The organism is Allobosea sp. AAP35, assembly GCF_001295925.1.
GTDB lineage: Bacteria > Pseudomonadota > Alphaproteobacteria > Rhizobiales > Beijerinckiaceae > Allobosea.
Map to the genome: position 1 here is coordinate 12232 of NZ_LJHQ01000056.1, position 26459 is coordinate 38690.

Genomic DNA, 26459 nt, shown 5'->3' on the forward strand with positions numbered 1-26459 from the left:
TCCTTGACGCGTGAACGCGCCATGAATGCTGCATGATAACAGCCTATCTCAGCGTATGCGGACCCGTCCAAGCCATTCATGCCCGCGCCCGACCACGGCGCTGATCTGGGCGATCACAATCTCGATCTCCGTCTGAACCGCTCCAAAATCGGCCAGTTCCAGGGCTGCCGGATAGGTCCAGGCGGGCGCGCTCGTCTGCGTCCGGCGCAGCGAGACGCCCGCATGCACCACATCGATCTCGTATGATTCCGTTTCTTCGCCCAGCGGCACCTCCACCAGGTCCCAGGAATCGCCGTCGATGCGGGTGCGGCGAATCCAGGCGAAGGTGATCCCTTCCGCCGTTCGCAACGCGCGCGGATGAACCGGCGAGAGCGGCAGAAGCGCCGCGACGCCGGCGGTCGCGACGATCTCGGCCATGGACGGATCGCCAAGATCGCGCTGGACGGGACCGATGCGATAGCGCCGCTCCTGGCCGAGATCGGCGAGAGCATCGGTGAGGGTCACGGCGGCACCATCCAGCACGACCACGCGCGCACCGGCCGGCAGGCTGCGCGCGGCGGCGGCCTCCGACCCACCGATGCCCCGCAACAGGCCTGACAGCCGGAACTGCCCCGGGCCTATCAGCTGCGCCTGCGCCGCTGTCACGATCTCCACGGTGCCGTCTGTATCAATGAGCGCCAGGGCATTGGCGCCTGCCAACGCGGCCTCGGCGGGGACAGAGGACAGGCTGCCGCCGCGCAGGCGGACATCGAGCACCGCGCGGACATCGCTGCGCCAGACCGGGCCAGGCGGCAGGATGGAGAGCGTTTCGCCGACGATTGAGGGCGCCTCGACGAGGCGCAGCAGCTCGAACTGGCCGGCGCCGTCGGCCTGCCAGACGGCCAGCGCGCCGGGCCAGGGCTGCGCGAAGGCGGCCAATGAGAGAAGCGGCGGCGGCTGCGTCCGCACGATCGGCAGCGACAGGGGGATGGCGAGCGGCCGCCCCGGCAAGGCGGGCGCGCTGCGCGGCGGGCGCGGCAGGCTCGGCGCGCCGCTGGTGCGATAGATCGCAGGCTCGACGGCGCGCGCGCTCGCCCTGCGGCTGGGACCGTCATCGATGCGCGTCAGCCGGAAGAGCCGGTCCGCGCCGTCGATCGGTAGGGTGACGACATCGCCGGGCTCGAGATCGAGGCAGCGCGGCGACAATTCGAGCTCCAGCGTCTCGCGGCCGGCCCAGATCTCCTGGAGGCGCTGATCGGCAAGGCGCTGGCCTTCCGCCGGCCGGGTGACGATCGCGGTTTCGACCCCGACCTCGCGGCGCGCCGCCCCGGCCAGCCGGCGCGAGCGGGCGGCGGCGGTGCGGTAGTCGCTCTCGCCGTCGGCGAAGCCCAGCCGCAATTCGAGCGGCAGTTCGCTTTCCTGCGCCCGGCGCAGCGCGAACGGGTTGCCGTCTCGGTCGGCCACGAGATCGTTCGCACTCAGGCGGCGCGCAACAGCTCCCGCGCGGCCCCGGAAGACCAATCTGCCGGCGCTCATCGTCACATCAAAGCCGAAAGCCTGCCCGAGCGGCTCGAGCGCCTGCCGCGCTGAAAGCGGCCGATCAAGCACATAGCCGTCGAGAAAGCCGTCGACCGCAAGCAGATCGGCCGCCGGCAGGCCGAAATCGGCGAGCACCCGGCGCAGCAGGCGATCGACCGGGGCGCCCTCGATGCGGCCGTTGATCCAGTGGCCGGTGTCGTAGGCCGCGCCATCGGCCCAGATGCCGCCCAGATCGGGAAAGGCCGGGAACGGCCTGGCATCATAGCTCCAGACGAAGATATGAGCGGGATCGATCATGCGGATCCCGGTGCCCGGATGGACCGGGTTTCGGGCGGCCTCGAAGCCTTCGCGCGCCGGGTCGAAGCCCGAAAGGATCGCCTCCAGCCCGCGCGCCTGGACCAGATCGTCGCGTGCGCCGCTGGAGAAATAAGGCGAGCCGCTCTCAGCGGATTTCGCGTCTGGAAAGACGTTGGGCGCGTTAGCCCCCTTGTCGACGGCGGGGATGCCGATCTCGGTCAGCCAGATCGGCTTGGCCCCGGGCACGAAGGCGGTCGCGCCGGTCTCGATGCCATTGAGGCGCTCGACATGCAGGTTGCTCCACCAGCCGACGAGATCCTTGGGGCGGAAGATCCAGGGCTTGCCATAGGCCCCGTCGGTGATCGGCAGACGCGTCTGCGCGAGCCGCCCCACCGCATCAGCATAATACCAGTCATACGCCTCACCCGTGTTCAGCCGCGCACGGAGATAGCCGAGATCGGCTGGCCCGCTGGCGATAGCGGTGTCGGCATGGTCGGTGGTGTCGCGCCAGTCGGAGAGCGGCGGATAGAAGTCGATGCCGATCGCGCCGATGGCCGGCGAGGCCCAGAGCGGATCGAGCGGAAACGTCACGTCCATCCCATCATTGCGGACATGGGCACCGTATTCAGTCCAGTCAGCGGCATAGGTCAGGGTGGCGGCCGGCAGCATGGACTTCACCTGGTCGGCCAGTGCAACGAGCCCGTCGACCATCGGATAGCCCGCCGCACCGCGAACCCGCGTCAGCCCGGGCAGCTCCGAGCCGAGCACGAAGCCAGAGACCCCGCCGGCCGCCTGCGCCAGCGCGGCATGATGCAGGACGAAGCGGCTGAAGCTCCACTCATCGGGCTGGGCGCAGGTGATCTGCTCGCCCGCGACGGCCATGTCCGAGGCAGACACGCTGCCCAGCAACGCCGCGATCTGCGCCTGCGCCGCCGCCGTGCCATCGACGCTGCCGGAACTGCCGGGAGCGGGATCGCAGGTGATGCGGCCGCGCCAGGGGTATCGGGGCTGGCCGATCGAGCCGGTCGCAGGGTCCGGCAGCGTGTTGCCCTCGGGAATGTCCATCATCACGAAGGGGTAGAGCACGACCTCCAGGCCGTAATCGTCGCGCAGGCGTCGGATAAGGCGGATCACGCTTTCATCCGACGGCGTGCCGCCAAAGGCCGGCCTGCCGCCGGCCTCGCTGACGACGCGCGCCGTCGCGCGGGTCAGCCCCGCCGCCGCCCATTCGGCGCCTGTCGTGGGCTTCTGGGCGATCTCGACGCGCGGCGACAGCGTGCAGGCGTCCGCCCGCAGATCGTCGCCGAACCAGGCGACGACGAGCGCAACGCGGCGCAGATTCGGGCACAGGGCGGTGAGATGGGCCAGCGCGGTGTCGACATCGGCCCCGCCATAGAGCTGGTGGCGGCTCAGGCTTTCGGTGACGCCAGGCTCGGGCTCATGGCTGACGGCACGCGTCTCGTAGACGAACTCGCTCGCCCCCGGGATCAGCGTCACGGCCCGGATCATGCCGCCGAGCCCCTCGACGGCGCGCACGACCTCGAAGGCAAATTGCGGCACGCGGTTGCCGTAGTCGGCCAGCGGAAAACGCTCGAACACGACATAGGCGAGGCCGCGATAGGCCGGCGCCACGCCAGCCTCCTTGGCGGCGATCAGCGGGTCGAGACCCTGCGTTTCGTCGCCCTGGTGGACGCGCATGGTGACGGTGGTGACGTCGAGCTCGCGACCGTCGACCCAGATGCGCCGGACGAAGGCGATCCGTCCCTCGCAAAGCCCGATCGCGAGATTGGCGAAATAGCTGTAGGTCGTCTCGACCGTCTTCTGCTTCGGGCTGCCCTTGCCGCCGCTCTTGGAGCGCGTCACGGTGACCTTGATCTCCTCCTCGAAGCGCGTCGCCCAGATCAGCTGCCCGCCGATGCGGGCGCGGCCATAGACGCGCGGGATCGCGGCGCCCTCGCTGGAGGCGAGCCCGTCGATCTCGGTCAGGCGCGGCCCCTCGACCGTCTTCGTGCCAGCGCCGCCGCCCAGCAGCGTCTGGTCGATCCGCGCCCCGGCGATGCCGCCGATCGCCTGGCCGATGACGGCGCCGAGCGGGCCGCCCAGCGCCGTGCCGAGCGCGCTGCCCGCGACCTGCAGAAGAAGCGTCGCCATCAGTCGGTCACTCCGGGAAAGGAAAAGGCGTGGCTTTGGTGCCGCCGCCACCAGGCGGAGTAGGCGACCTCGGCGACCTGCGCGCCGTCATGGGCGTGGATGATGCGGTCGGGCGCGCTCAGGATGGCGCAATGCTTGGCCGGCAGATGCACCCGCCAGCGGAAGAGCAGCACGTCGCCGGGCCGTTCCAGCCCCGGCACGACGGGAACCAGATGCCGCAAGGCCGCCATGGCCAGCGTGTCCGTTCCGAGGCTCTCCGCCCAGCTCGGCGAATAGGGCGGCGGTATCTCGGGCTCGTCCCCGTAGAGGTCGCGCCAGACGCCGCGCACCAGCCCGAGGCAGTCGCAGCCGACCCCGCGCAGCGAGGCCTGGTGGTGATAGGGCGTGCCGAGCCACAGCGAAACGGCTTCGACGATGGCCGCGCGGGTCAGAGGCGCGCTCATCGAAACAGGCTCCCGCCGTCGAGGCCGCCATCGCCGGGCCTGACGCCCCCGATGATGAAGTCGTTTCCGGGGATGTGCGGGAAGCCGCGGAAGTTGATTCCATTGCCGAATTTGGCCTGGCAGGTGGCGAAACTCTTGTCGCAGCCGGGCGTCACGAGGAAGGTATCGCCCGCCTGGATCGTGGACGGCGGCGCCTGCCACAATTGCAGCGACGTCAGACCGCCCGCGGCCGCGTGGCGCTTCACCTCGGTGGCAAAGCCGAGATTGCCGCCGCTCGTGAAGACGAGGCGCCCGCCGGTGAAATGCCCGCCGGAAAAGGCAGCGAGTTCCGGCGCCGTCAGGCTGAGCCGGCCGTCGCTCGACGCCACGCCGGCTTCGACCGGCACGAGTGTCACGCCGCAGCGTGAGCCGCCGAGATCGGCCGCGCAGGAGCGCATGTAGAGCCGGCCGCGCTCCTCGTCGAAGGCCTTGGCGTGCCCCCTCACCTCCGCAGTGAAGGCTGCATCGCCGCGCCGGATCTCGCCGACGAAGCCGGTCTCCAGCAGCAGGCGCTGCGAGATGTCGGTCCAGTTCACCAGCCAGACTGTGACCCGCGCGTCATCGTACAGCCCGCGGGCGATGTCGGCCTCGTTCAGGCCGATCGCCGCCAGCGCGCCCGAGACGTCGCCGCCGCCGATCGCGAAACCGAGTTCGGATGCGCTCTCGGCCGCTTCCAGCCCCGTCGCGGCGGCAAAAACGATGCCGTCGAAGCTCAAGGGCCTGTCATGATCGGTGAAGCCGAGCACGGCGCCGTCGCGGCGCGTCAGGCTCCAGCAGCGGCACAGGGTCGTCGCGCCCTGGGCCAGATGGGTGGCCAGCGCCGCAGGAATCTCACGCATCGGAGCTGTCCTCGTCTCGCCTTACGGGATGATCTCGACGATCGGAATGCGCGGGATTTCGCCGGCCTCGAAGGCCGAGAGATCGACCTCGATGGCGTCGATGTCGAAGCGCACCGGCACATCGAAGAGAAAGCCCGCGCTCACGACCGCCCCCGGCCCCGGCACATGGCCCGGTGCGAAGGTGACGCGCCCGCTCGTGGCATCGCAGGCCCAATGGGCGGGATCAGCGCCAACGCCGTCGACCGCGATCAGCACCTCGCCGGGCGCGGGCTTGGTGATCTCCCGGCGATAGGTCGCGATGCCGGTGCCGTAATGCTTGCAGAGCTGGAAGCCCCCTGTGACGCCGTTTCCCGTGCCGATCTGCTGGTCGGTTGCGGCGGGCGCCTGCGAAGGCGGGCAGCTCTTGCCGTCGAGCCGGTCGCGCCAGCGGAAACCGTAGAGCCGGCCGCGCCTCTCCTCGAAGAAGGCGACGACGGCCGAAAGCGCATCGAGCGTGCGGATGCCGACACCGGCATCGTAGCGGCGGCGCGAATGGGCCCAGCGGCTGTTGCGGACCTCCCGGCCCGAGGCCAGCGTGACGATCTGGGTCAGGCGTTCGGGCCCGCCGCGCGCGCCCCGCGCGATATCGGTGGGAAAGCGGATCTCGTGGAAATCGGCCATGGATCGCGCTCCTCACAGCGCCCGGCTGCCGCGCGCCACGGCGCGCGCGATCGCCGCCGAAACCTGGGCCTCGGAGCGACGGAAACTCTCGGCATCGGGCGTCGCGACCTGCACGACGACATTGAGCGGGCGGCGCGCTTCGCTCCCGGACGAGCGCACGCCGAGCCGGCCATCCGCGCCGCGCGACAAAGGCAGGATCGCCTCCGCACCGCGCTCGCCCATCAGCCCGAGCCCGCGCCCGAGCGGGAAATAGGCGGGTGAGGCGATCACCCCGCCTTCGGCGAAGGGCGCGACCGGCACGGCCCCGCCGCCGCTCAAACCGCCCAGGCTCAGCCCGCCACCGAACAGTCCGGTCAGGCCCTTGATCCCGGTCCCGAGCAGTCCGGACAGGCTGGACTGCAAGGTCTTGAGCGCCGATTTCAGCAGGCTCTCGGTGATCGAGCGGCCGACGCTGCGCAGCACGTCCTCGAAGCGCTTGCCCTCAATGATGCCCTTGGCAAAGGCATTGGTGATCGATTTGCCGAAGCTCGCGGCCGATTTGTCGAGGCTCTGGGTCAACGAGCCGAGCGAGCGCATGTCGGAGAGGTGGGAGGACAGGTCAATGTCATCGTCGGCCATGAAGGGTCTCGCTTTCGAACGGGGGGTGAGCGCCACGTCAGGCGTCGGGATAAGCGGCCATCAGCGCCCGCAGTTCGGCCCGTTTGGGCGCGACGGCACCGTGGGAGGTTTGGTGAGCCCGCAGTGCGGCGCCGATTTCGCGCGGCGTCGCAGCCCAGAACACGGCCGGCGGCCAGCCGAGCCGGCCGAGCCCGAACGCCATGACCTCGCGCCAGGGAAAGGGCACGGCCGCCGCCGACGGGCTCACGCCGCCGGCGGCTGCGGAGGGCGCGGCGTGTTTTCAACCTCCGCTCGCGCCGCCGTAGCGGTGTCGTCCGCGCCGCCGAAGGTCGTGTCGAGCAAGACGATCACGGCCGTGATCGCGCCATTGAGCCCGCCGTCGAAGGCCAGGCTCGCGACCTGATCTTCGCTGACGCTGCTGCCGGCGCCGCGCAGGCCCGCGGTCAGAATTCGGATGATGTCGCGGGCCGAGAGCCTGCCGCCGGCGAAACGCTCACCCAGTTCGGGAAGGCTGTCGACGCTGAAGGCCTGTTCGAGTTCGGCCAGCGCGCCCAGCGTCAGCCGCATCGGCAGCGCCTCGCCATCGACCAGGAGTGCGGTCTCGCCGCGGTGGCGGTTGATCATGACCCGTCTCCTCACAATGCGACGAAGGCGAGCTGGCCGGCCGATTCCAGCGACAGGTCGAAGGTGACCTCGCCGGCATGGTCGCCGCGATATTCCAGGCTCGACAGCTGAAACGGGCCGGTGATGGTGCCAAAATCGGGCACGATCACCTGCCAGTCACGGATGGCGCCATCGAAGAAGATCTGGCGCACCAGCGCGTCGGACGCCTCGTCCTTGAAGATTCCCGCGCCGCTGATCGCGGCGCGCCGCATGCCCGCCCCCGCCAGCAATTCGCGCCAGCGACCGGCGGATTCCGAATGCGTCACATCCACCGTCTCGGCGTTGAACGCGATCTGTCGCGCCCGCAGCCCGGCCACCGTGACGAAGACCCCTCCTCCATCCGCCGCCTTGAGCAGCAGATCCTTGCCCTTCTGTGCCGACATGGCGGCTCTCCTTCGTGCTGTTTGTTTGAAATCAGAGGGCTTCGGTCACGGCGCGAAAGCGGACCGTCACGAAGGCAAGCCCGGTCGCGCCGTCCCGGGCCAGCCGGCTGGAGCGCCAGCGCAGATTGACCAGGCGGTGCCCGGAGAGCGTCAGCAACGCCTCGTCGAGCAGGGCGACGGCAAGGGCCGCGGCCTCCAGCGCCAACCGCGACGAGCCGCTCTCGCCCGCCCAAATGGTGAGGCCGACATCCTGCTCGCAGCCGCGGTCGCTGCCGGTCGACCAGTCGCGCGCCTCGACATCGCCATGGACGATGTAGACGCCGCGCGCGGCGCGGGGCGCCTCGTCATGGATGCGGCCGGGGCCGATCAGGGCGGCCAAATCGGCGTCGGCTTCGAGCCGCGCCTGGATTGCGGCGCGCACGCTGAGGATCGCGTCGCTCATGGCGAGATTTCCTCAACCAGGCAGATCAGGTGGCGGCGGCTGCCATCGGGGTCGGCAACCGCGCGAATGTCGAAGAGGCGGTCGCCGTCGCGCAGGCGCTGCCCGGCATCGACCCCGCTGCGCCAGCGCAGCGTGACGCGGTGGGTCGCGGCCTGTTCAGGCCGGCCCCGGCGCCAATGCTCGCCGCCCGAAAGCCATTCGAGCCGGGCCCAGAGCGCCGCGACAGTCTCAAAGGTCAGCGTCGCCCCGCCGAGGCCGTCGGGCGTCGCCACGGGTGCCTCGAGCGTGAGCCGGCGCCGCAGCGCGCCGATGGGTGCCTGCTCAAGATCCGAAGTCGCCATGGCTTACAACCTCGCGCGGCGAAATGGCGCGATCAGCGCCAGGATCTCTGGCGGGAGCGCCTCGGCATCACGGCCGACGACATCACCGCGCCGCTCGAACCAGCGCGCCGCCAGCCGCAGCACCGCCTGCCGCAGCAGGACCGGCACAGCGGTCGCCGTCGCGCCAAAACCAGCGACGACGTCGATCTCGATCGCGCTCCGGTCCCGGCCGATTTCGGGCACTTCGGCGACGATGCGCAGCATCGGCGGGTCGGCCTGCCCATCGAGTTGCAGAGCGGTGGTGGCGACAGGCTGCGCCGCGCCCAGCGCGTCATAGACGCGCGCCGCCGTCAGCGCGCTTACTGGCGAAAGCGGCAAGCGGATCTCGCCGCTGTCGGGCCAGCGGTCGATGACGATGCGCCAGGCCTGGTCGACGAGAAGGCGGCCCGACGCCGCCTCGACCATCAGCCGCGCAGCCGTGATCAACGTGCCGAGCAGATCGTCCTCATCGGTCTGGTCAAGGCGCAGGAAGGCCCGGGCTTCGGCCAGCGAAACCGGCTCCTGGGCCGGCGGGGTCAGGGCAAGCGGCGTCATGGTCGCTCCGATTCAGGTTTGGTTCGCGGGGCCGACGCGCTATGCAACCCTCCCTCACGGAGAGCCGCAGATGCATCTCGGACGTTTGATCGCCACGGCCGGACTGGCTTCAGGACTGGCGCTGGCCGCTTCTTTTTCCGCAGACGCGGTCGTCGGCGGGCGCGATGGCGGGCCGGTCGCGGGCTCGACGCTGATGGTTCTCAATGCGCGCGGCGGCGTCTGCACCGGCATCGTCGTCTCGGCGCGCGCAATCCTGACGGCTGCCCATTGCGCGGCCGGCGGGACGGAACTGCGCATCCATTGGAAGGATGGCGGCGGCGAACCCGTGCTGATCGCACCGGCCACGATCGCACTGCATCCCGAATTCAAGGCTGATGCGGTGACCGCGCGGCGCCGCTCGATCGACCTCGCGCTGGTGCGGCTGTCCGCGCCGCTGCCGGCGCGATTCACGCCCGCCAGCCTGGTCGATGGCGGGCTGCCACGCGCCGGGGCGGTGGTGCTTCTGGCCGGCTATGGCGTCTCGCGCGAGAGCGAGGCGCGCACCACCGGCGTCTATCGCTCGGCCGCACTGGCCGTGGTCGAGCCCTATGGTCCCGGCAAGATCCTGCTCTGGGCCGCCGATCCCGCGGGTGCGGGCAAGCGTCCCGGACCTGGCGCCTGCCAGGGCGATTCCGGCGGGCCTATGACGGCTGATGGCGGCGTTGTTGCCGTCACGAGTTGGTCGACAGGTCCGTCCGGCAAGAGCTGCGGCCTTTTGAGCCAGGGCGTCCTCGTCGCGCCGCAGCGCAGTTGGATCGACGGCACGCTGTCACAATGGGGAGAGGCCGCCTCCTGGACGACCAGCCGCTGACGGAAAGGCTGGACTACGGCGCGGCAATCCCTAGATTAATGAGCCGCGTCAACCCGGTTGGCCTCATGACATCGCGTCTGCATCTCCTCGTTCTCGCCGCTGCGCTGGTCGTCGGCACCGTGCCGGCGCTGGCCGTCGTCGGCGGTTCGGCCTCTCAGGACGTACGCGGCGCACGCGCTTCGACGCTGCGCGTCGAAACCAGCCGCGGCGAACTGTGTTCGGGCGCGGTGATCGCGCCGGAACTGGTCTTGACCGCAGCACATTGCCTGATGGGCGGCGGCGCGGTCACCGTCGTCAGCCTCGACACGCGGTTTCGCGCGCGCCGGCACGCCGTTGTCGCAGTGCTGCCGCATCCGACCTTCGTGCCGGGCACGACCCCGCGCACCCAGCCTGGCGCCGACCTCGCCATGTTGCGGCTGGCGGCACCGTTGCCGGCCGATATCCAGCCGGTGACGCTGGGTGGCAGCCTGTGGCAGGGCGAGAACGTCACCATGGCCGGGTTTGGCCTGTCGGTGGAGACCAACAAGAACACGGCGCGGCGCCTGCGCGAGACCCGGCTGGTCAATGCCGGCAACTACACTACGCAGAACACGGTCAAGGTCGCCGTTGATGCCGAAGCGCGGGGCGAGACCCCGGGCGCCGGCGCCTGCCGTGGCGATTCCGGCGGCCCGGTCCTGCGTGGCGACGTCCGCTCGCGCGATCTCGTGGGAATCGTCAGCTGGTCCAGCGGTCCGCTGAACACGCGCGAGCGACGCATCTGCGGCGGCTTCACGGCGATTACCCCGATCAGCGATCATCGCGGCTGGATCACCGAGAGCGCGGCGCGGCTGCTGGCGCTCGGCCCCAATCCGCGCCCGCTCGACCGGCCGCCACCGGCGGCCGGCTACAGCTGGTGGTTCTCGCGCTGAGGACAGGGCGCAAGCCAGACTTGGTCACAACGCGAATTTCAGACCCTTGATCGCAGCGAAGTCCTGCACGCCGCCACCGACCCGCTTGGTCGTGTAGAACAGCACATAGGGCTTGGCGGAGTAAGGATCGCGCAGGATGCGGACGCCCGCCCTGTCGACCACGAGATAGCCGCGCCGGAAATCGCCGAAGGCAAGCGAGACCGCGTTGTTGGCGATGTTGGCCATGTCTTCCGCCTCGACCAGCGGGAAGCCCATCAGCGTGGCGGGCGCGCCGACCGAGGCTGGCGGCTGCCAGAGATGCTGGCCGGTCGAATCCTTGAACTTGCGGACCGTCCCTTGCGTCTTGCGGTTCATCACGAAGGAGGCGTTCTGGCGATAGCCGGCCTTCAGCGCATAGACCAGATCGACCAGGATATCGGAGGGGTTGGCGGCTGCGAAGCCACCGGCGACGCCGGTGTTGAGCACGCCGATATTGCCCCAGCTCCAGCTTGCCTCCGCCACCGTCGGGTAAGCCAGGAAGCCCTTGGGCTTGTCGATGCCGTCGCCATTGACGAAAGCCGCGCCCTCCTGCTCGGCGAAGGCGCTCTCGACCTCTTCCGCGATCCACTGGTCGATGTTGACGATCGCGTCGTCGAGCAGGGTCTGCGTCGCCGCCGGCATGGCGTAGAGCTCCATCGCCGGAAACGAGAGCTCGGCCAGCGTCGGCGAGCCGGTCTGCGGCCGGGCGACTGCCTCGGCCACCCAGCCGGAGGCCGGGCCTGTGGTCGAGAACGCCTTCTTGTAGGTGCCCGAGGAGATCGTCCTGACGGTCGCGATGCTGCGGATCGGCGAGACGCTCGCCAGCCGCCGCAAGATCTCGCTCTCGACGCTGGAGGGGGCGAGATAGCCGCCATCGGGGCCCGAGCCGGCCGAAAGCGCCTTGCCCTCGAGCCGCTTCAGACCGCCGGCCTCGCCGCTGCGAATATAGGATGCGAAGGCGGCCTTGTGCTCGCCGACGAGCGGATCGCGCGGCTCGTCGCGGCCGAGGGCCGGGCGGCTGCGGTCCAGCGTCAGCCGGTCGAGCCGGCGCGTCGCCTCGTCGAGCGCGGTGTCGATCCGCGCCATTTTCTCCTCGGTCAGCGGATCGACGCCGTGGCGGCTCTCGATCTGGGCGAGGCGCTCGTCATTGCTGACGCGGTAGCTCTCCAGCGTGTAGCGCAGATCGTCGAAGGCCAGCGACAGATCGGCGCCGGCGGCCTTGCTCTCGGGAGCGTGGTTGGCAGTGGTCATGGTCTCTCCTCGGGTGAAGCGGTTTCAGGCGTGAGCGAAGGCGGCACGGGATGAAGGCTGCACGGCGCCCAGCGCCTTGACGGCGGAGATGCGGGCCTGCGGCAGCATCGGGAAGGTGACGATCGAGATCTCCCAGAGGTCGATCCGCTCCAGCCGGCGCAGGCCGCTGCGTGGCTCGGTACGGGCCCGTTCGGAGCGGAAGCCGATCGAGAGCCCGTCGACGGCGCCTTCGCGCATCAGGGCGTGGATCTCCCGGGCGCGCGCGACGGCGAGCGAAAGCTGGCCTCTGACGAACAGCCCCCGCGAATCCTCGGTGAGCGCGATCCAGCGGCCGATCGGCTCGGCAGGATCATGCTGCCAGAGCAGCTTGACCCCTCCCGGTCCGCGCCGCGCCAGGCTCTCGCGGAAAGCGCCTCGCTCGACGATATCCTTGCCGAGATCGGCGATGCCGAACAGGCTGGCATAGCCCTCGAACAGGCCATCCAGGCCGATGCGCGCGGGCGGCAGCGGCAGGAACTTGGACTCACGGGCGAAGGGGCTCGGGAACAAGGCCGCCCTCATCGCGCCCGCTCCCTGGCCTTGCCCGTGCGAGCCGCACCGCCTTCCAGCCGCGCCAGATTGCGCAGGAAACGGCCGAAAGTTTCGGTGTTGGCGGGCGGCCGTCCCGGCTCCTGCTGCTGGCTGCGGCCCGAACCGGTCGATTTCGGCGGCGCGGGCTTTGTCTTTCCGGAACGCATCATGGCTCATCCCCCTCATGGCGGGCGTTGAAACGGTTGAGTTCGCGGACGAAATCGTCGAAGCGCCGGTTGGCGGCGGAGACCTCGCGCATGACGAACCAGGCGGCAGCCGACGAAGTCACGGCCCAGAGCAGGAGGCCGAGATGGCCGACATCGGCCTTGCCGATGAAAGATGTGACGAGCTGTTCGAGCAGGTTCATGAGGTGGCCTCTCCCGCTCGCGGCGCACGGCCGTAGCCGACAGCCTCGCGCTTCTCGTCCTCGGTGAGGAAGGTAGCGGCCGAGAGCCTGCGCCAGAGCGACTCGCGCTCCTCGGCCAGCGCCTCGATCGCGTCGAGATCGGGCTCCAGCGTCAGATCCCCGCCGAAGGCAGGACGGAGGCCGGGCGGGCGGGGACACATTTCGCGCCCAGACTTGCATTCGTTCACGCTTTGTTCTAAACTAGCAGGGGGTGATAGGAGTAGCGGTTGCGGGGACCCTTGCCATCTCGATGGCGGCGAGGGTAACGGTTGAGGGGTCGGTGACCTTCAGTCGCCTCGTTTCACCGTCGACCATAGGTTGCGCCATGCGCGTAGCTGAGGAGGCGGACTACGGTTCCGATCTGGCATCGCAGGATGCACTGAAATCGGACGCGTCCCCAGCCACTGCGCCAGCGACTGCGCGGTGCGCCGCACCAGCGGGATCGCCGTCTGGCGCCAGAAGGCGCGGTTGGCCTCGGCGAAATTGGCGTGGGTGTTGTCGCCGGGCAGGCCGAGCAGCAAAGGCGGCACACCGAAGGCAAGCGCGATTTCGCGCGCCGCAACCCCCTTGGCCGCGACGAAATCGAGTTCGGCCGGCGTCAAGGACAAGGGCTTCCAGTCGAGCCCGCCTTCGAGAAGCAGCGGCCGGCCGGCATTGCGAGCGCCCTGGAAACTGTCCTCCAGCTCGGCCTTCAGCCGCTCGAACTGCGCGTCGGTCAGGCTCGCCCCGTCCGGCCCGTCATAGACCAGCGCGCCGGAGGGCCGGGCCGCGTTGTCGAGCAGGGCCTTGTGCCAGCTACTGGCGGCGTTGTGGATGTCGAGGGAGCAGGCGGCGGCCTCGATTGGTGACAGACCGTAATGGTCGTCGACCGGGTGGAAGAGGGTCAGATGCAGGATCGGCGGGACCTCGCCCTCATCCTGTCGGAAGCGGATGGTGTCGCCGCCGACTGTATAGTCATAGGCTTCAGGCCAGCCATCGCGGCCGGGCACGACCTTCATCCGGTCGGGCCGCAGCGCATAGAGTTCGCGCGGCTCGCGGCCTGCGCTTGCCGCCTCGACATAGGCGTTGCCGGCGACCAGCAGATGCCCGAACAGCATCTCGCGGAAGGCGATGCCGCCCTGGCGCGGATTGGGCCTGTCGATCAGCACCAGCGCCGGATGCTCCGGCATTTCGCGCGTCCCAACCTTGGCGATCAGCGGCGCCTGCGCCGCCGCCTCCGCGATCAGCCGGACACAGCGATGCACGACCGGGTTGCGCTCATAGCCCTCGCGGGCCAGCGCCGCATAATCGCGCGGCGTCCAGACCGGGCGCCCGGCCTCATGCAGCGCGATCAGCGGCCCGACGCGCGAGCGCTTGCGTTCCGGCGCGGCGAGGCCGCGCAGGTGGCGAAGGAAATTGAGCATGGAGATCTCGCTGTTGAGCTTGTGGTGCCGCGTCATGCTCGGGCTTGACCCGAGCATCTCGGAAACCATTGTCTTCTCGTCCGGAGATTCTCGGTTCTACGCTTCGCTACGCCCGAGAATGACGGCTGCTAAATCCCCCGCACCCGCGGCCGGCCCTTTGGGCCCAGCATCAGATGGGTCAGCGCCCAGACGAGCGCGTCGAGCCTGTCCGGCGAGCGGCCGGAGCTGAGGCCGCCGGGGCCGAAATCGCACATCTCGTCTTCCAGCGCCGGGAAAGCCCCGGCATGGCGCACCCGCCCCTGCGCATAGAGCGCCGCCACCGGCTCGGCGCGCAGGTATTTCCCCCGCGTCGCCCTGACTGCGCTCACCGGTACGCCGGCATCGACCTCGCGGATGACCGCGGTCGCCATCTCGCCGCCCTGGTTGACCTCGACGATGAGCGCATCGGCCTCGAAGCGCCGGTAGAGCGCGACCGCCTTGGCCGCCCACTCATGCGGGCGGGCGCCCGACACAGTGCCATCCTCCAGCACATGGCCGAGGCCTTCGCTGTCGACACCGGCCACCACCAGCCCGCAGGAATCGGCCCGGGCCGAGGACGAGGCCGGCGGATCGACCGCGACCACGATCCGCGCCAGGGCCGGCGCTTCCCGCTCGCGGCAATCCTCGATCATCGCCCGCGTCCAGAGCGCATCGGCGCTTTCCTCGACCAGTTCGCCGTCCAATTCCTGCCGGCCGAGCCGGGTGCCGCCATAGCTCTGCGTCACGCTGCGGATGAAGTCTGCCGCGAGGTTGAAGCGGTTAGCGCTCGTCGCCGCGCGGCTCACCGCCACCTGCGAATCGTCCAGCAGCCGCTTGATCAGCGGCAGCGGGCGCGGCGTCGTGGTGACGATCTGGCGCGGCCGGTCGCCGAGGCGAAGCCCGAATTGCAGCATGTCCCAGGTCTCCTGAAGTTTCGGCCACTTGGCCAGTTCGTCGGACCAGGCGGCGCCGAATTGCGGGCCGCGCAACCCTTCCGGATCCTCGGCCGAAAACACCTGGGCGATGGCGCCATTGGGCCATTCGAGCCGCCGCCGCGAGGGATACCAGCTCGGCCGCTCCCAGCGCGTGTGGATCGAGAGCAGTCCGGAGACGCCCTCGATCATCACGTCGCGGACCTGGCCTTGCGTCTCGCCGACCAGCGCGATGCGCTCGGTGGCGGCCGGCGCATAAGGCTCCTGCCCCAGCGCCATGCCCTTGACCCATTCGGCGCCGGTGCGGGTCTTGCCCGCGCCCCGCCCTCCGAGCACCAGCCAGATCGACCAGCGGGGTTCCGGCGGCTTCTGATCAGGGCGCGCCCAGATCAGCCACTCGGCCTTGAGGACCTCGTATTCATGAGGCGTCGCTGTTTCCATCAGGAGCCGCAGGGCCGGAAGACGATCCTCCGGCGGCAATGACTTCAAGACGTCGTGCAAGCTCCTTTCGGAGTTCGGCGACGTGGCGCAGTCCTGCGGCGGGCGAGAGGTCATCGTTGGTTTTGTCCTCCCGGCCGGGCGCCGTCGCATCGAGCGCCACCAGTTCGCGCACGGTGCGGGCGAGCACGGCCAGCGCCTTCGCCTCGGATTCGCTGGCCGCCGCGCCCTTCGGCAGTTCGTCGAGCCGCGCCTCATGCGCGTCGAGCTGGCGCTGCGCGGCGCGCCAGAGCCGCGTCACCACGGCCTTGCGGGCCACGGACAAGCGCTTGCCCTTCGCGACCGGCAAAGCCGGCGCGTCATCGTCGTCATCGGACATGGGTAAAACCTCGCAGGGCCCGACATGCGAAAGCCGCCGGCGGATGAGCGCGGCGGCTTCGTTTCAGTCACACTTCGTGAGCGTTCCTGATGTCTACCCGATCAGCGTGACGCTGTCAAGGACTAATTTCCTACAACCATTAAGTGCGCGGCTGGAGTCCATCACACCTCCTCCTTCTCAACCCATTTATACGTCACCGCCGGCACGTACTGCTCCATCCGGTCGAGCAGGGTCGCGGGCTGGGTGTCGGTGATCGTCATGGCGCGGTGGGTCTGCTTGAGGAAGCCGGCCTCCACCGTGTTGTCGAGGAAGGTCGCCAAGGGATCGTAGAAGCCGGCGACGTTGAGGAAGGCGAGCGGCTTGTCGTGGATGCCGAGCTGCGCCCAGGTCCAGATCTCGAACAGCTCCTCGAAGGTGCCGATGCCGCCGGGCATGGCGATGAAGCCCTCCGAGAGTTCGGCCATGCGGGCCTTGCGGATATGCATGGTCTCGACGATCTCGAGCCGGGTCAGCCCGTGATGGCCGACCTCCTTTTCGCGCAGCGCGCGCGGGATGATGCCATGAACCTCGCCGCCGGCGGCGAGCGCCGCATCGGCGACGACGCCCATCAGCCCGACCGCGCCGCCGCCATAGACCAGCACCATGCCGCGGCGTGCGATCTCTGCGCCCATGGCGCGCGCGCCATCGGCATAGACGGGATCATTGCCGGGGTTGGACCCGCAGAAGACGCAGACGGATTTCATCGATTCACACCTCTTCCGTCGCCAGCGCCTGCAGGATGCGTGCCCAGGAGCGCTGGCCCTTGTGGAACGACGAAAGGTCGTATTTCTCGTTGGGCGAATGCACGCGATCGTCATCGAGCCCGAAGCCGACGAGCAGCGTGTCGATGCCGAGCAGGCGCTTGAAATCGCCAACGACGGGGATCGAGCCGCCCGAGCCGATGGTGACGGCCTTGCGGCCCCATTCCTCCGTCAGCGCGGCTTGTGCCTTGCGCAGGGCCTGCGACTCGACCGGCACGGCGATGGCCGGCGAGGCGCCATGGGCGATGAACTCGGCCGTCACATCGGCCGGCAACCGCGCGCGCACGAAGGCCTGGAAGGCGGCGGCGATCTTCTCTGGGTCCTGCTGCCCGACGAGCCGAAAGGAGACCTTTGCCGAGGCTTTTGAGGCGATCACCGTCTTGGTGCCCTCCCCGGTATAGCCGCCCCAGAGGCCGTTGACGTCGCAGGTCGGGCGCGACTGGATCTGCTCGATCAGCATGCGACCTTTCTCGCCGATCGAGTGCTTCAGCCCGATCTGGCCCAAAAACTCCTCTTCGGTGAGGTTGAGATCGGCCCAGTCGGCCTTCTGCTGGTTGGTCGGCTCCTCGACGCCGTCATAGAAGCCCGGCAGCGTGACCCGCCCGTCCTCGTCATGCAGGGCCGCGACGATCTTCGCCAGCACATGGACGGGATTGGCGGCCGCGCCGCCAAACAGCCCCGAATGGAGGTCGCGGTCGGCGCAGGTGATCGTCACCTCCTGATAGACCATGCCGCGCAGCGAGGCCGTGATGGCCGGCGTCTGCCGGTCCCACATGCCGGTGTCGCAGACCAGCGCAAAATCGGCCTTCAGTTCCTCGGCATTTTCGCGGACGAAGGCCGGCAGATTTACCGAGCCCGACTCTTCCTCGCCCTCGACCATGATGGTGACGCCGATCGGTAGATCGCCGCTCTCACTGAGCGTCGCCCGCAGCGCCTCGACGAAGGTCATGACCTGGCCCTTGTCGTCGCAGGCCCCGCGCGCGACGATGACCTTCCGGCCGGGCTCGATCTCCTTGACCACCGGCTCGAAGGGCTTGGTGTCCCAAAGCTCCAGCGGATCGACCGGCTGGACATCGTAATGCCCATAGAACAGCACATGCGGCGCGCCGGGCTTGGGCCGGTGGGCGAGCACGATCGGATGGCCGGGCGTCTCGCGCAGGCCGGCGTTGAAACCGAGCGATTCCAGATCCCTCGCCAGCCACTCCGCCGCGCGGCGGCTGTCGGCAGCGTAAGCCGAATCAGTCGAGATCGAGGGGATTTCGAGCCAGGAGGACAGGCGGGTCAGCGAGGCGTCGAGATCGGCGTCGAGGCGGGAGAGGATCGCGGGAAGCTGGGTCATGGCACTCGGCAGGTCTGGGCTCGTGCGGGGAGGCAGAGCCGATTCAGGTGACGCCATCATGGCAAGGCGCGGGGGCGGCGTCAGCACCCGAACACGCAGGCAGTGCCAGCCCTGCAAGCGTGGCATTCACCACAGTCCTCATCCTGAGAAGCCGTTTCGTCAGAAATGGCGTCTCGAAGGATGTTTAAGGAGGCTCCCGTGGCATCCGGAGCATCCTTCGAGACGCCGCTTTCGCGGCTCCTCAGGATGAGGGCTGAGATTGCGCCGCCGTTTCCTACCGCTTCCCGCCCATCATGCTGCCCAGCACGCCGCGCAGGATCGCGGTGCCGACCTGGCGGCCGATCGTGGTCGCGGCCGAGCGGGCGGCTGAGGTCAGCACCTTTTCCGCCATGCTCTGCGGCAGAGGGCCGCCCCGGCTGCCGGGGCCGGTCTTGGGGCGCTGCTGCGGCGCGGCGCCGCCGAGCCAGCCGCCGATCGTGTCGAGGATGCCGCCGCCGCCCGTCGTCGAGGCCTCGACAGGGTCGACATCAGTGTCAAGATTCTTGCGGCCGGCCAGCATCTCGAAGGCCGACTCGCGGTCGACCATGGTGTCGTATTTGCCCTTGAAGCCCGACTCGACCAGCGCCTGCTGGCGGATCTGCAGCGAGCAGGGGCCGACCTGCGCCATCGGCGGGGCGATCAGCGTGCGCTCGACGATGGTCGGCGTACCCCTGCCCTCCAGCGTCGAAGTCAGCGCCTCGCCGACGGCCAGCTGCATGATCACGTCGGCCGTGTTGATCTTGGGGTTCTGGCGGAAGGTTTCGGCGGCCGCCTTGACCGCCTTCTGGTCGCGCGGGGTGAAGGCGCGCAGCGCGTGCTGGACGCGGTTGCCGAGCTGGGCCAGCACGGTGTCGGGAATATCGAGCGGGTTCTGCGTGACGAAATAGACGCCGACGCCCTTCGAGCGGATCAGCCGCACCACCTGCTCGACCGCCGTCAGCAGCGCCTTGGGCGCGCCGTTGAAGAGCAGATGCGCCTCGTCAAAGAAGAAGACGAGCTTCGGCTTGTCGAGATCGCCGACCTCGGGAAGCTGCTCGAACAGTTCCGAGAGCAGCCAGAGCAGGAAGGTCGAATACAGCCGCGGATTGGCCATCAGCTTGTCGGCTGCCATGATGTTGACGATGCCGCGGCCATAGCGGTCGGTCTTCATCAGATCGGCGATGTCGAGCGCCGGCTCGCCGAAGAACATGTCGCCCTTCTGGTTTTCCAGAACGAGCAAAGCGCGCTGGATCGTGCCGACGGTCTGCGAGGTGACATTGCCGTATTTGGTGGTCAGTTCCTTGGCGTTCTCGGCGATATGCGCCAGGATCGCGCGGAGATCCTTGAGGTCGAGCAGCAGCAGCTTCTGCTCGTCGGCGATGCGGAAGGCGATGTTGAGCACGCCCTCCTGCGTCTCGTTGAGATCGAGCAGGCGGGCGAGCAGCAGCGGACCCATCTCGGAGATGGTGGCGCGGACGGGGTGGCCCTGCTCGCCGAAAACGTCCCAGAACACGGTTGTGAACTGGTCGGGCTCGTACTTCACGCCGATCTCTTCGGCACGCTTGACGAAGGGCGGCTTGGAATCGCCCGGCGCCGCAATGCCGGACAGATCGCCCTTGATGTCGGCGGCGAAAACCGGAACGCCGGCCCTCGCGAAGCCTTCGGCCATCACCTGCAGCGTCACCGTCTTGCCGGTGCCCGTCGCGCCGGTGACAAGGCCGTGGCGGTTGGCGAGCTTCAGCAGCAGGTTCTCGGCCTTCCAGCTCTTGCCGATCAGAATCGCGCCGTCTTCAGCCATGGGCCCCGCCTGTTGCGTTATCGAAACGTCAGGGCAAGGGTGTAGCGAAACGCGCCCGCCGGCGGAAGCCCGCTCGCGCGGGCTCAGTGCTTGATCGAACCGTTGATATGTGAACTATCTCGCCCGACACTCCGCAACCGACAGGACCAAGAGCATGGACGAACTGATCTCCCGCGTGATGGCGGCCTCGGGCCTCAATGAAGAGCTCGCCCGCAAGGCGATCGGCATCATCCTCGCCTTTCTGCAGAAGGAAGGCCCCCCGGCCGAGATCGGCGAGCTGATGGCGGCGCTGCCGGGCGCTCAGGAACTCGCCGAGACCGAAGGCGGCGCCAAGGGCGGGCTGATGGGCATGGTCGGCGGCATGATGGGCGGCAGCGGCGGCGTGATGGCGCTGGGCGGGCAGTTGATGGGCGCTGGCCTGTCGATGGGCCAGATCCAGTCGGTCTCGAAGGAAATGTTCGCGGTCGGCCGCGAGAAGGCGGGCGAGGACACGATGGGCGCAATCGTCGGCGCCATCCCCGGCCTCGGCCAGTTCGTCTGAGCCGCGCCGCCGCAATGTGAACGTCACAGCGCCGCCGCGAGGCGGCGTTGTCATTTGCGCCCTCCGCGGCGCGGGTTTGCGCAGCCGCGTTGCGACGAAGTAGGAATGGCGATGCGTCGTGGCGCGTGGCAATCACCGCCATCGCGACTGCACCAGCGGCGAAACGAGGACCGGCGCGCATGAAATCGGCCCCAGCATCCGACCTCCCCGGCGAACTGGCCTTCATGGACGCCTTCCCCGTGCCCTCGCAGGAGGCTTGGCGAGCGGCCGTGGACAAGGTGCTGAAGGGCGCCGGTTTCGAGAAGCGGCTGGTGTCCAAGACCGCCGACGGCATCCGCATCGAGCCACTTTATCCAGCCGCCAGCCCAACGCTCAGGCCATTGCGTGCCGAGACCGGCCGCTGGCATGTCGCGGCCCGTATTGACCATCCCGAGCCGGCCGAGGCGCAAAAGCTCGCTCTGGCCGACCTCGAAGGCGGTGCGGATTCGCTGACGATCGCTTTCGCCGGTTCTCCTGCGGCGCGCAGCTACGGCCTCATTGCGGATGATGTCGCCGCGCTCAATGCCGCGCTCGACGGCGCGATGCTCGATTTGATCCAGCTGCGGCTTGACCCCGCCCCGGAGGGCCGCGTCAACGCGCTGATGCTGGCCGCGCTGGTCGAAAAACGCGGGCTTTCGCCCGAGACGCTCGCAATCGACTTCGGCATGGACCCGATCGGCTTGTTTGCCTCGACCGGCGGTCTCGCCGCCCCCTGGTCCGAGGTCGGCCGGCGACTCGCCGCCACCATCCGTGCCCTGAAAACGCGCGGCTTCCAGGGGCCGTTCGTCACGGTGGATGCCCGCCCCTGGCACGAGACGGGCGCCAGCGAGGCGCACGAACTGGGCTGCGTGCTGGCAACCGCCATCGCCTATCTGCGCGCCTTGGAAGCCGAAGGCTTTTCACTGTCGGAGGCTCGCGACGCGCTCTCGTTCACGCTGGTGGCGGATACCGACGAGTTCCTGACCATCGCGAAGTTCCGCGCCGCCCGCCTGCTCTGGCAGCGTGTGCAGCAGGCCTGCGGCCTGACGCCGACGCCGATGATTGTGCATGCCGAGACGGCGTGGCGCTCTCTGACGAAACGCGACCCTTGGGTCAATCTGCTGCGTGGCACGATCGCGACCTTTGCCGCAGGCATCGGCGGCGCCGACTCGGTGACCGTGCAGCCGTTCACAGCAGCACTCGGCCTCGCCGACGGCTTCGCGCGCCGCGTCGCCCGCAATACCCAGCTCGTCCTGCTGGAGGAGGCCAACCTCTGGCGCGTCACAGATCCTGCTGGGGGCGCCGGCGGCTTCGAAGCCCTAACGCAGGCGCTGTGCGAGCAGGGCTGGACGCAGATGCAGGCGATCGAGCGGGAGGCGAAGGACGGCCTGCCGGGCATTCTCGCGGCGCTGACCACCGGCACGCTCCAGGCCGACCTCGCCAACCAGCGCGCGACACGAACCAAGGCGATCGCGACGCGGCGCGAACCGATCACCGGAACGAGCGAATTCCCGAACCTGAAGGAGGCCGCCGTCGCCGTGCTGGATGTGGCCCCGGTGTCCCTCGGCAAGCCGAGCGGGGCAACCGGCCAGACTTTCGATCCGGAGGCCTTGATCGATCGGCTCGCCTCGGGCGCCAACCGTCGGGAGGGCCTGATCGCGCCGCAGGACGGATTGCGGGCGCAGGCCCTGCCGTCGCAGCGCCTGGCCGAACCCTTTGAGGCGCTGCGCGACCGGGCCGATGCGGCTGCGGCGCGGCCCGTCGTCTTCCTCGCGACGCTGGGGCCGGTCGCGGATTTTACGGCGCGCGCCGGTTTTGCCCGCAACCTTTTCGAAGCGGGCGGTCTCGCGGCCCCGATCGCCGACGGTTTCACCCGGGATGGCGGCACCGATCTCGCTGCACTGGTCGCCGCCTTCGAGATGTCCGGCGCAAAGCTTGCCTGCCTGTGCGGATCGGACGCCGCCTATGCGGCCGAGGGCGCTGCGGCCGCTCAGGCGCTGACGGATGCCGGCGCGACCGTCTGGCTTGCCGGAAAGCCGGGAGAACTTGAGGCGGCGCTGCGCGCGGCTGGCGTCGGCAGTTATGTTCATGCCGGCTGTGATGCGGTGGCTATGCTTCAGGAGGCTCTCGCGGCGGCAATGCCAGCCTTGTCCGATTAGCGCTTTTTTGCTATGAACCGCAGCGAGGGATGGACGGTCCAGGTTTTCAGCCATGTGGTCGAGCGCGAATTGGAAGCGTTTGCGCCTGACATCAAGGCTCGCCTGACGCGGTTCATTGAGGTGATCCAGCGCGATGGATTGCATGCGTTGCCGTTCGGCTGGATCAAGCCGCTCGGTCATGGGCTCTGGGAATTGAGATTGACAGGACGAGACGGGATCGCGCGCGCCATTTATCTGACAGCGAGCGGGCGACGCGTCGTGATCTCGCGGGGCTTCGTCAAGAAGACCGAAAAGACACCTCATCGCGAAATCGAGATCGCGCGCGAGCGGGCGAAGGACGTGACATGAGAGATTTCAGCGAATGGGCCGCCGAACAGATGAAGGACCCCGACTTCAAGCGCGAATATGACGCGCTGGAGGAGGAATTTGCCCTTCTCACCTCGCTGGCCCGGGCCCGCAACCGGGCCGGCCTGACGCAGGAAGAACTGGCGCAGCGGATGGGCACGACACAATCGGTCGTCGCCCGGCTCGAAAGCGGCCGCAGCAAGCCCTCGACCCGGACGCTGGAGCGTTACGCCAAGGCGACCGGCACCAAGCTCCGCATCACATTGGAAGCCGCCGAGTGAGCACACGCCACCCCATCGCCTTGACCATTGCCGGCTCGGATTCCAGCGGCGGCGCCGGTATCCAGGCCGATCTGAAGACCTTCGCGGCCCATCAGATCTATGGCGCCAGCGTCCTCGTCGCGCTGACGGCGCAGAACACGAAGGGCGTCAGCGCGATCCACGCCGTGCCAGCGGCTTTCGTCGCGCAGCAGATGGACGCGGTCTTCGAGGATCTCGACGTCGAGGCGGTGAAGATCGGCATGCTGGCGACGGCGGAACTGATCGAGACCGTGGCCGCGGGGCTGAAGCGCCACAAGGCGCGCAACATCGTGCTCGACCCGGTGATGATCGCGGCCTCGGGCGCGCGCTTGCTGGAGAACGAGGCGGTGGCTGCGATCCGGCGCCATCTCTTCCCGCTGGCGAGCCTGATTACGCCCAACCTGCCGGAAGCCGCCGCTTTGCTCGGCACCAGCGTCGCTGAAACCGAGGACGCGGTCGAGCGGCAGGCCGATGCGCTGGCCGCTCTCGGCGCTTCGAATGTTCTGATCAAGGGCGGGCATGGCGGCGGCGACAGCAGCAGCGATCTTCTCCTGCTCGCGGGCGGCAGCCGCCAGCGCTTCGCGGCGCCGCGCCTGACCACGCGCAACACCCATGGGACAGGCTGCACCCTGTCGTCCGCCATCGCCTCGGGGCTGGCGAAGGGGCTCTCGCTGCCGGAAGCCGTCGGCCATGCCAAGACCTATATCTCGGCGGCTATTGCGGCGGCCGACGAGGTTCCGGTTGGCCATGGCCACGGACCGGTGCATCATTTCCACCACTGGTGGGATCGTCAGGACGGGAGACAGCCATGACCGCCATCCCGGATTTCTCGACGCTGGCCTTCGAGGGCACTCAGGCGGCGAGCGCCTCCGCGCTGCCAGCCGGCGAGGATTGGCTGACGCCTGAGGGCATCCCGGTGAAGCCGGTCTACACGGCGCAGGATCGCGAGGGCCTGCCCTTCGTCGACACCTTGCCGGGCATCGCGCCTTATCTGCGCGGTCCCTACCCGACGATGTATGTCAACCAGCCCTGGACGATCCGGCAATATGCCGGATTCTCCACGGCCGAGGATTCAAACGCCTTCTACCGGCGCAATCTCGCCGCCGGCCAGAAGGGTCTCTCGGTCGCCTTCGATCTGGCCACCCATCGCGGCTATGATTCCGACCATCCCCGCGTTGGCGGCGACGTCGGCATGGCCGGCGTCGCGATCGACTCGATCTACGACATGCGCACGTTGTTCTCCGGCATCCCGCTCGACCAGATGAGCGTCTCGATGACGATGAATGGCGCGGTTTTGCCGGTGCTGGCGCTCTACATCGTCGCAGCGGAAGAACAGGGCGTAGCCGCAGCCAAGCTCTCGGGGACCATCCAGAACGACATCCTCAAGGAGTTCATGGTCCGCAACACCTATATCTACCCGCCCACCCCTTCGATGCGGATCATCGGCGACATCTTCTCCTACACGTCGCAGCATATGCCGAAGTTCAACTCGATCTCGATTTCCGGCTACCACATGCAGGAGGCGGGGGCGACGCAGGATCTCGAGCTCGCCTATACGCTCGCCGACGGTGTCGAATACATCCGTGCCGGCCAGCGCGCGGGCTTAGGCGTGGATGCCTTCGCGCCGCGCCTGTCCTTCTTCTGGGCGATCGGCATGAACTTCTTCATGGAGGTCGCCAAGCTGCGCGCCGGCCGGCTGATCTGGGCCAAGCTCGTCAAGGATTTCGGCGCCACCAGCGAGAAGTCCCTGCCGCTGCGGACCCATTGCCAGACGTCCGGCTGGTCGCTGACGGCGCAGGACGTCTTCAACAACGTGCCGCGCACGATGATCGAGGCAATGGCGGCGACGCAAGGCCATACGCAGTCGCTGCACACCAATGCGCTCGACGAGGCGCTGGCCCTGCCGACGGACTTCTCCGCCCGCATCGCCCGCAACACGCAGATCCTGCTGCAGCAGGAGAGCGGCACGACCCGGATCATCGATCCCTGGGGCGGCTCCTATTATGTCGAGCGGCTGACGGCGGAACTCGCCAAGAAGGCCTGGGCGCATATCCAGGAGGTCGAGGCGCTCGGCGGCATGGCCAAGGCGATCGAGGCTGGCATCCCCAAGCTGCGCATCGAGGAGGCCGCCGCCAAGACGCAGGCTCGCATCGATGGTGGGCTGCAGGCGATCATCGGCGTCAACATGTTCAAGCCCGACAACGAGGCGTCCATCGACGTGCTCAAGGTCGACAACGCCTCGGTGCGGACGCAGCAGCTCGAAAAGCTGCGCAGGCTCAAGGCGGAGCGCAACGAGGCCGACGTCCAGGCCGCGCTGACCGCGCTGACCGACGGCGCGCGGGGCGACGCCAACCTGCTCGACATCGCGGTGAAGGCGGCACGCGCCAAGGCGACCGTCGGCGAGATTTCCATGGCGATGGAGCAGGTCTTCGGGCGCCATCGCGCCGAGATCAAGTCGATCTCGGGCGTCTACAAGCGGGAGGTCGGCACGATGAACCCGGCGGTGATGCGCGTGCAGATGATGACGCAGGCGTTTGAAGAGGCCGATGGCCGCCGCCCGCGCATCCTCGTCGCCAAGATGGGGCAGGATGGGCATGACCGCGGCCAGAAGGTCATCGCCTCGGCCTTCGCCGATCTCGGCTTCGACGTCGATATCGGCCCGCTCTTCGCCACCCCCGACGAGGCGGCGCGCCAGGGCGTCGAGAACGACGTCCACATCATCGGCGTCTCCTCGCTCGCGGCAGGCCATCTGACGCTGGTGCCGGAACTCAAGGCGGCTCTGGCCAAGGCCGGCCGGCCCGACATCATGATCGTGGTCGGTGGCGTCATCCCGCCGCAGGATTTCGAGGCGCTGAAGGACGCCGGTGCCGCGGCGATCTTCCCGCCGGGCACCGTCATTGCGGATGCCGCCGAGAAGCTGCTCGAGGACCTCAACACTCAGCTGGGCTACGTTCAGCGCGACGCGGCGGAGTGAAAGACAGGCGCGACCGGGTCGTGCCTGT

Annotated in this window: 29 protein-coding genes and 1 pseudogene; 8 read left to right on the forward strand and 22 right to left on the reverse strand. The window is 68.7% G+C overall.

Features of this window, described 5'->3' with window-relative positions; all coding sequences use genetic code 11:
• Positions 1–48: 48 nt before the first annotated feature.
• From IP69_RS17495 to IP69_RS17545, 11 genes are read right to left on the reverse strand one after another with little or no spacing between them, the layout of a single operon-like run.
• Positions 49–3966, reverse strand: coding sequence for a glycoside hydrolase/phage tail family protein (locus IP69_RS17495; RefSeq protein ID WP_054144120.1), 3918 nt, complete (start codon positions 3964–3966; stop codon positions 49–51).
• Complete coding sequence (locus IP69_RS17500) at positions 3966–4409, reverse strand: peptidase P60 (protein WP_054144121.1); 444 nt, start codon at positions 4407–4409, stop codon at positions 3966–3968. Before IP69_RS17500 ends, IP69_RS17495 begins: the two co-directional genes overlap by 1 nt.
• Positions 4406–5287, reverse strand: a complete 882-nt coding sequence (locus IP69_RS17505; RefSeq protein ID WP_054144122.1) for a DUF2163 domain-containing protein — start codon at positions 5285–5287, stop codon at positions 4406–4408. Before IP69_RS17505 ends, IP69_RS17500 begins: the two co-directional genes overlap by 4 nt.
• Positions 5288–5308: 21 nt before the next feature.
• Positions 5309–5947, reverse strand: coding sequence for a DUF2460 domain-containing protein (locus IP69_RS17510; protein ID WP_054144123.1), 639 nt, complete (start codon positions 5945–5947; stop codon positions 5309–5311).
• A gap of 12 nt (positions 5948–5959) precedes the next feature.
• On the reverse strand, positions 5960–6565 hold the full coding sequence (locus IP69_RS17515; RefSeq protein ID WP_054144124.1) for a phage tail tape measure protein: 606 nt from the start codon (positions 6563–6565) through the stop codon (positions 5960–5962).
• Positions 6566–6602: 37 nt separating this feature from the next.
• Positions 6603–6812, reverse strand: coding sequence for a phage tail assembly chaperone (locus tag IP69_RS17520; RefSeq protein ID WP_054144125.1), 210 nt, complete (start codon positions 6810–6812; stop codon positions 6603–6605).
• On the reverse strand, positions 6809–7189 hold the full coding sequence (locus IP69_RS17525) for a gene transfer agent family protein (protein ID WP_054144126.1): 381 nt from the start codon (positions 7187–7189) through the stop codon (positions 6809–6811). Before IP69_RS17525 ends, IP69_RS17520 begins: the two co-directional genes overlap by 4 nt.
• Positions 7190–7200: 11 nt before the next feature.
• Positions 7201–7611: a phage major tail protein, TP901-1 family gene (locus IP69_RS17530; protein WP_054144127.1), complete on the reverse strand. Its 411-nt coding sequence runs from the start codon at positions 7609–7611 to the stop codon at positions 7201–7203.
• Between the two features lie 31 nt (positions 7612–7642).
• Complete coding sequence (locus IP69_RS17535) at positions 7643–8053, reverse strand: DUF3168 domain-containing protein (protein ID WP_054144128.1); 411 nt, start codon at positions 8051–8053, stop codon at positions 7643–7645.
• The gene (locus IP69_RS17540) at positions 8050–8394 is read right to left on the reverse strand and encodes a phage head closure protein (RefSeq protein WP_054144129.1); all 345 of its coding nucleotides are present in this window, start codon (positions 8392–8394) and stop codon (positions 8050–8052) included. The genes IP69_RS17535 and IP69_RS17540 overlap by 4 nt, the downstream gene beginning before the upstream one ends.
• Before the next feature lie 3 nt (positions 8395–8397).
• Complete coding sequence (locus IP69_RS17545) at positions 8398–8967, reverse strand: head-tail connector protein (protein ID WP_054144130.1); 570 nt, start codon at positions 8965–8967, stop codon at positions 8398–8400.
• A 70-nt stretch (positions 8968–9037) separates the two neighbouring features.
• Between IP69_RS17545 and IP69_RS17550 the strand changes: the two genes are divergently transcribed.
• Positions 9038–9817: a trypsin-like serine protease gene (locus IP69_RS17550; protein ID WP_054144131.1), complete on the forward strand. Its 780-nt coding sequence runs from the start codon at positions 9038–9040 to the stop codon at positions 9815–9817.
• A 65-nt stretch (positions 9818–9882) separates the two neighbouring features.
• Positions 9883–10725 carry a trypsin-like serine protease gene (locus tag IP69_RS17555; RefSeq protein ID WP_082359443.1) on the forward strand — a complete coding sequence of 281 codons (843 nt, stop codon included), beginning with the start codon at positions 9883–9885 and terminating at the stop codon, positions 10723–10725.
• 24 nt (positions 10726–10749) lie between these two features.
• Here the strand turns inward: IP69_RS17555 and IP69_RS17560 are convergent, their stop codons facing one another.
• From IP69_RS17560 to IP69_RS17610, 11 genes and pseudogenes are all read right to left on the reverse strand, one after another.
• A complete protein-coding gene (locus IP69_RS17560; RefSeq protein WP_054144133.1) occupies positions 10750–11994 on the reverse strand; it encodes a phage major capsid protein in 1245 nt (414 codons plus the stop codon).
• Positions 11995–12018: 24 nt separating this feature from the next.
• Positions 12019–12555, reverse strand: coding sequence for an HK97 family phage prohead protease (locus IP69_RS17565; protein ID WP_054144134.1), 537 nt, complete (start codon positions 12553–12555; stop codon positions 12019–12021).
• Positions 12552–12734, reverse strand: a complete 183-nt coding sequence (locus IP69_RS17570) for a hypothetical protein (protein ID WP_054144135.1) — start codon at positions 12732–12734, stop codon at positions 12552–12554. Before IP69_RS17570 ends, IP69_RS17565 begins: the two co-directional genes overlap by 4 nt.
• A complete protein-coding gene (locus tag IP69_RS17575; protein WP_054144136.1) occupies positions 12731–12931 on the reverse strand; it encodes a hypothetical protein in 201 nt (66 codons plus the stop codon). Before IP69_RS17575 ends, IP69_RS17570 begins: the two co-directional genes overlap by 4 nt.
• A pseudogene (locus IP69_RS17580) lies at positions 12928–13110 on the reverse strand (phage portal protein); the annotation flags it as partial. The gene IP69_RS17575 and the pseudogene IP69_RS17580, both read right to left, overlap by 4 nt.
• A gap of 147 nt (positions 13111–13257) precedes the next feature.
• Positions 13258–14373 (reverse strand): phage portal protein, encoded by a 1116-nt coding sequence (locus tag IP69_RS17585; RefSeq protein ID WP_082359444.1) that lies wholly within the window; start codon positions 14371–14373, stop codon positions 13258–13260.
• Positions 14374–14501: 128 nt separating this feature from the next.
• A complete protein-coding gene (locus IP69_RS17590) occupies positions 14502–15764 on the reverse strand; it encodes a terminase family protein (protein WP_054144138.1) in 1263 nt (420 codons plus the stop codon).
• Positions 15742–16140, reverse strand: a complete 399-nt coding sequence (locus IP69_RS17595; protein ID WP_054144139.1) for a hypothetical protein — start codon at positions 16138–16140, stop codon at positions 15742–15744. The genes IP69_RS17590 and IP69_RS17595 overlap by 23 nt, the downstream gene beginning before the upstream one ends.
• Before the next feature lie 161 nt (positions 16141–16301).
• Positions 16302–16883: a TIGR00730 family Rossman fold protein gene (locus IP69_RS17600; protein ID WP_054144140.1), complete on the reverse strand. Its 582-nt coding sequence runs from the start codon at positions 16881–16883 to the stop codon at positions 16302–16304.
• 4 nt (positions 16884–16887) lie between these two features.
• Positions 16888–18279, reverse strand: coding sequence for a dipeptidase (locus IP69_RS17605; protein WP_054144141.1), 1392 nt, complete (start codon positions 18277–18279; stop codon positions 16888–16890).
• A 274-nt stretch (positions 18280–18553) separates the two neighbouring features.
• Positions 18554–20095 carry a helicase HerA-like domain-containing protein gene (locus IP69_RS17610; protein ID WP_054144142.1) on the reverse strand — a complete coding sequence of 514 codons (1542 nt, stop codon included), beginning with the start codon at positions 20093–20095 and terminating at the stop codon, positions 18554–18556.
• Positions 20096–20249: 154 nt separating this feature from the next.
• Here IP69_RS17610 and IP69_RS17615 point away from each other — a divergent pair, with 154 nt between their 5' ends.
• The 6 genes from IP69_RS17615 (at position 20250) to scpA (ending at position 26431) form a co-directional block, all read left to right on the forward strand.
• Positions 20250–20636 (forward strand): DUF2267 domain-containing protein, encoded by a 387-nt coding sequence (locus IP69_RS17615; RefSeq protein WP_054144143.1) that lies wholly within the window; start codon positions 20250–20252, stop codon positions 20634–20636.
• 179 nt (positions 20637–20815) lie between these two features.
• Positions 20816–22813, forward strand: coding sequence for a methylmalonyl-CoA mutase subunit beta (locus IP69_RS17620; RefSeq protein ID WP_054144144.1), 1998 nt, complete (start codon positions 20816–20818; stop codon positions 22811–22813).
• A gap of 54 nt (positions 22814–22867) precedes the next feature.
• Positions 22868–23161 carry a type II toxin-antitoxin system RelE/ParE family toxin gene (locus tag IP69_RS17625; RefSeq protein WP_248306882.1) on the forward strand — a complete coding sequence of 98 codons (294 nt, stop codon included), beginning with the start codon at positions 22868–22870 and terminating at the stop codon, positions 23159–23161.
• Positions 23158–23439, forward strand: coding sequence for a helix-turn-helix transcriptional regulator (locus IP69_RS17630; RefSeq protein WP_054144146.1), 282 nt, complete (start codon positions 23158–23160; stop codon positions 23437–23439). Before IP69_RS17625 ends, IP69_RS17630 begins: the two co-directional genes overlap by 4 nt.
• Entirely contained in the window at positions 23436–24269 is an 834-nt protein-coding gene (gene thiD, locus IP69_RS17635; protein WP_054144147.1) for a bifunctional hydroxymethylpyrimidine kinase/phosphomethylpyrimidine kinase, read from the forward strand. The genes IP69_RS17630 and thiD overlap by 4 nt, the downstream gene beginning before the upstream one ends.
• Entirely contained in the window at positions 24266–26431 is a 2166-nt protein-coding gene (scpA, locus tag IP69_RS17640; RefSeq protein WP_054144148.1) for a methylmalonyl-CoA mutase, read from the forward strand. The genes thiD and scpA overlap by 4 nt, the downstream gene beginning before the upstream one ends.
• Positions 26432–26459: the final 28 nt, after the last annotated feature.

Excerpts from the sequence above, each read along its gene's own strand:
- IP69_RS17565 (WP_054144134.1), bottom strand. The coding sequence starts at position 12,555 with ATGAGGGCGGCCTTGTTCCCGAGCCCCTTCGCCCGTGAGTCCAAGTTC.
- IP69_RS17570 (WP_054144135.1), bottom strand. The coding sequence starts at position 12,734 with ATGATGCGTTCCGGAAAGACAAAGCCCGCGCCGCCGAAATCGACCGGT.
- IP69_RS17530 (WP_054144127.1), bottom strand. The coding sequence starts at position 7,611 with ATGTCGGCACAGAAGGGCAAGGATCTGCTGCTCAAGGCGGCGGATGGA.
- IP69_RS17495 (WP_054144120.1), bottom strand. The coding sequence starts at position 3,966 with ATGGCGACGCTTCTTCTGCAGGTCGCGGGCAGCGCGCTCGGCACGGCG.
- IP69_RS17510 (WP_054144123.1), bottom strand. The coding sequence starts at position 5,947 with ATGGCCGATTTCCACGAGATCCGCTTTCCCACCGATATCGCGCGGGGC.
- scpA (WP_054144148.1), top strand. The coding sequence starts at position 24,266 with ATGACCGCCATCCCGGATTTCTCGACGCTGGCCTTCGAGGGCACTCAG.
- IP69_RS17600 (WP_054144140.1), bottom strand. The coding sequence starts at position 16,883 with ATGAAATCCGTCTGCGTCTTCTGCGGGTCCAACCCCGGCAATGATCCC.
- IP69_RS17585 (WP_082359444.1), bottom strand. The coding sequence starts at position 14,373 with ATGCTCAATTTCCTTCGCCACCTGCGCGGCCTCGCCGCGCCGGAACGC.
- IP69_RS17505 (WP_054144122.1), bottom strand. The coding sequence starts at position 5,287 with ATGCGTGAGATTCCTGCGGCGCTGGCCACCCATCTGGCCCAGGGCGCG.
- IP69_RS17550 (WP_054144131.1), top strand. The coding sequence starts at position 9,038 with ATGCATCTCGGACGTTTGATCGCCACGGCCGGACTGGCTTCAGGACTG.
- IP69_RS17610 (WP_054144142.1), bottom strand. The coding sequence starts at position 20,095 with ATGGCTGAAGACGGCGCGATTCTGATCGGCAAGAGCTGGAAGGCCGAG.
- IP69_RS17590 (WP_054144138.1), bottom strand. The coding sequence starts at position 15,764 with ATGGAAACAGCGACGCCTCATGAATACGAGGTCCTCAAGGCCGAGTGG.
- IP69_RS17540 (WP_054144129.1), bottom strand. The coding sequence starts at position 8,394 with ATGGCGACTTCGGATCTTGAGCAGGCACCCATCGGCGCGCTGCGGCGC.
- IP69_RS17630 (WP_054144146.1), top strand. The coding sequence starts at position 23,158 with ATGAGAGATTTCAGCGAATGGGCCGCCGAACAGATGAAGGACCCCGAC.
- IP69_RS17500 (WP_054144121.1), bottom strand. The coding sequence starts at position 4,409 with ATGAGCGCGCCTCTGACCCGCGCGGCCATCGTCGAAGCCGTTTCGCTG.
- IP69_RS17620 (WP_054144144.1), top strand. The coding sequence starts at position 20,816 with ATGAAATCGGCCCCAGCATCCGACCTCCCCGGCGAACTGGCCTTCATG.
- IP69_RS17560 (WP_054144133.1), bottom strand. The coding sequence starts at position 11,994 with ATGACCACTGCCAACCACGCTCCCGAGAGCAAGGCCGCCGGCGCCGAT.
- IP69_RS17545 (WP_054144130.1), bottom strand. The coding sequence starts at position 8,967 with ATGACGCCGCTTGCCCTGACCCCGCCGGCCCAGGAGCCGGTTTCGCTG.
- IP69_RS17555 (WP_082359443.1), top strand. The coding sequence starts at position 9,883 with ATGACATCGCGTCTGCATCTCCTCGTTCTCGCCGCTGCGCTGGTCGTC.
- IP69_RS17525 (WP_054144126.1), bottom strand. The coding sequence starts at position 7,189 with ATGATCAACCGCCACCGCGGCGAGACCGCACTCCTGGTCGATGGCGAG.
- IP69_RS17535 (WP_054144128.1), bottom strand. The coding sequence starts at position 8,053 with ATGAGCGACGCGATCCTCAGCGTGCGCGCCGCAATCCAGGCGCGGCTC.
- IP69_RS17515 (WP_054144124.1), bottom strand. The coding sequence starts at position 6,565 with ATGGCCGACGATGACATTGACCTGTCCTCCCACCTCTCCGACATGCGC.
- IP69_RS17595 (WP_054144139.1), bottom strand. The coding sequence starts at position 16,140 with ATGTCCGATGACGACGATGACGCGCCGGCTTTGCCGGTCGCGAAGGGC.
- IP69_RS17605 (WP_054144141.1), bottom strand. The coding sequence starts at position 18,279 with ATGACCCAGCTTCCCGCGATCCTCTCCCGCCTCGACGCCGATCTCGAC.
- IP69_RS17575 (WP_054144136.1), bottom strand. The coding sequence starts at position 12,931 with ATGAACCTGCTCGAACAGCTCGTCACATCTTTCATCGGCAAGGCCGAT.
- IP69_RS17615 (WP_054144143.1), top strand. The coding sequence starts at position 20,250 with ATGGACGAACTGATCTCCCGCGTGATGGCGGCCTCGGGCCTCAATGAA.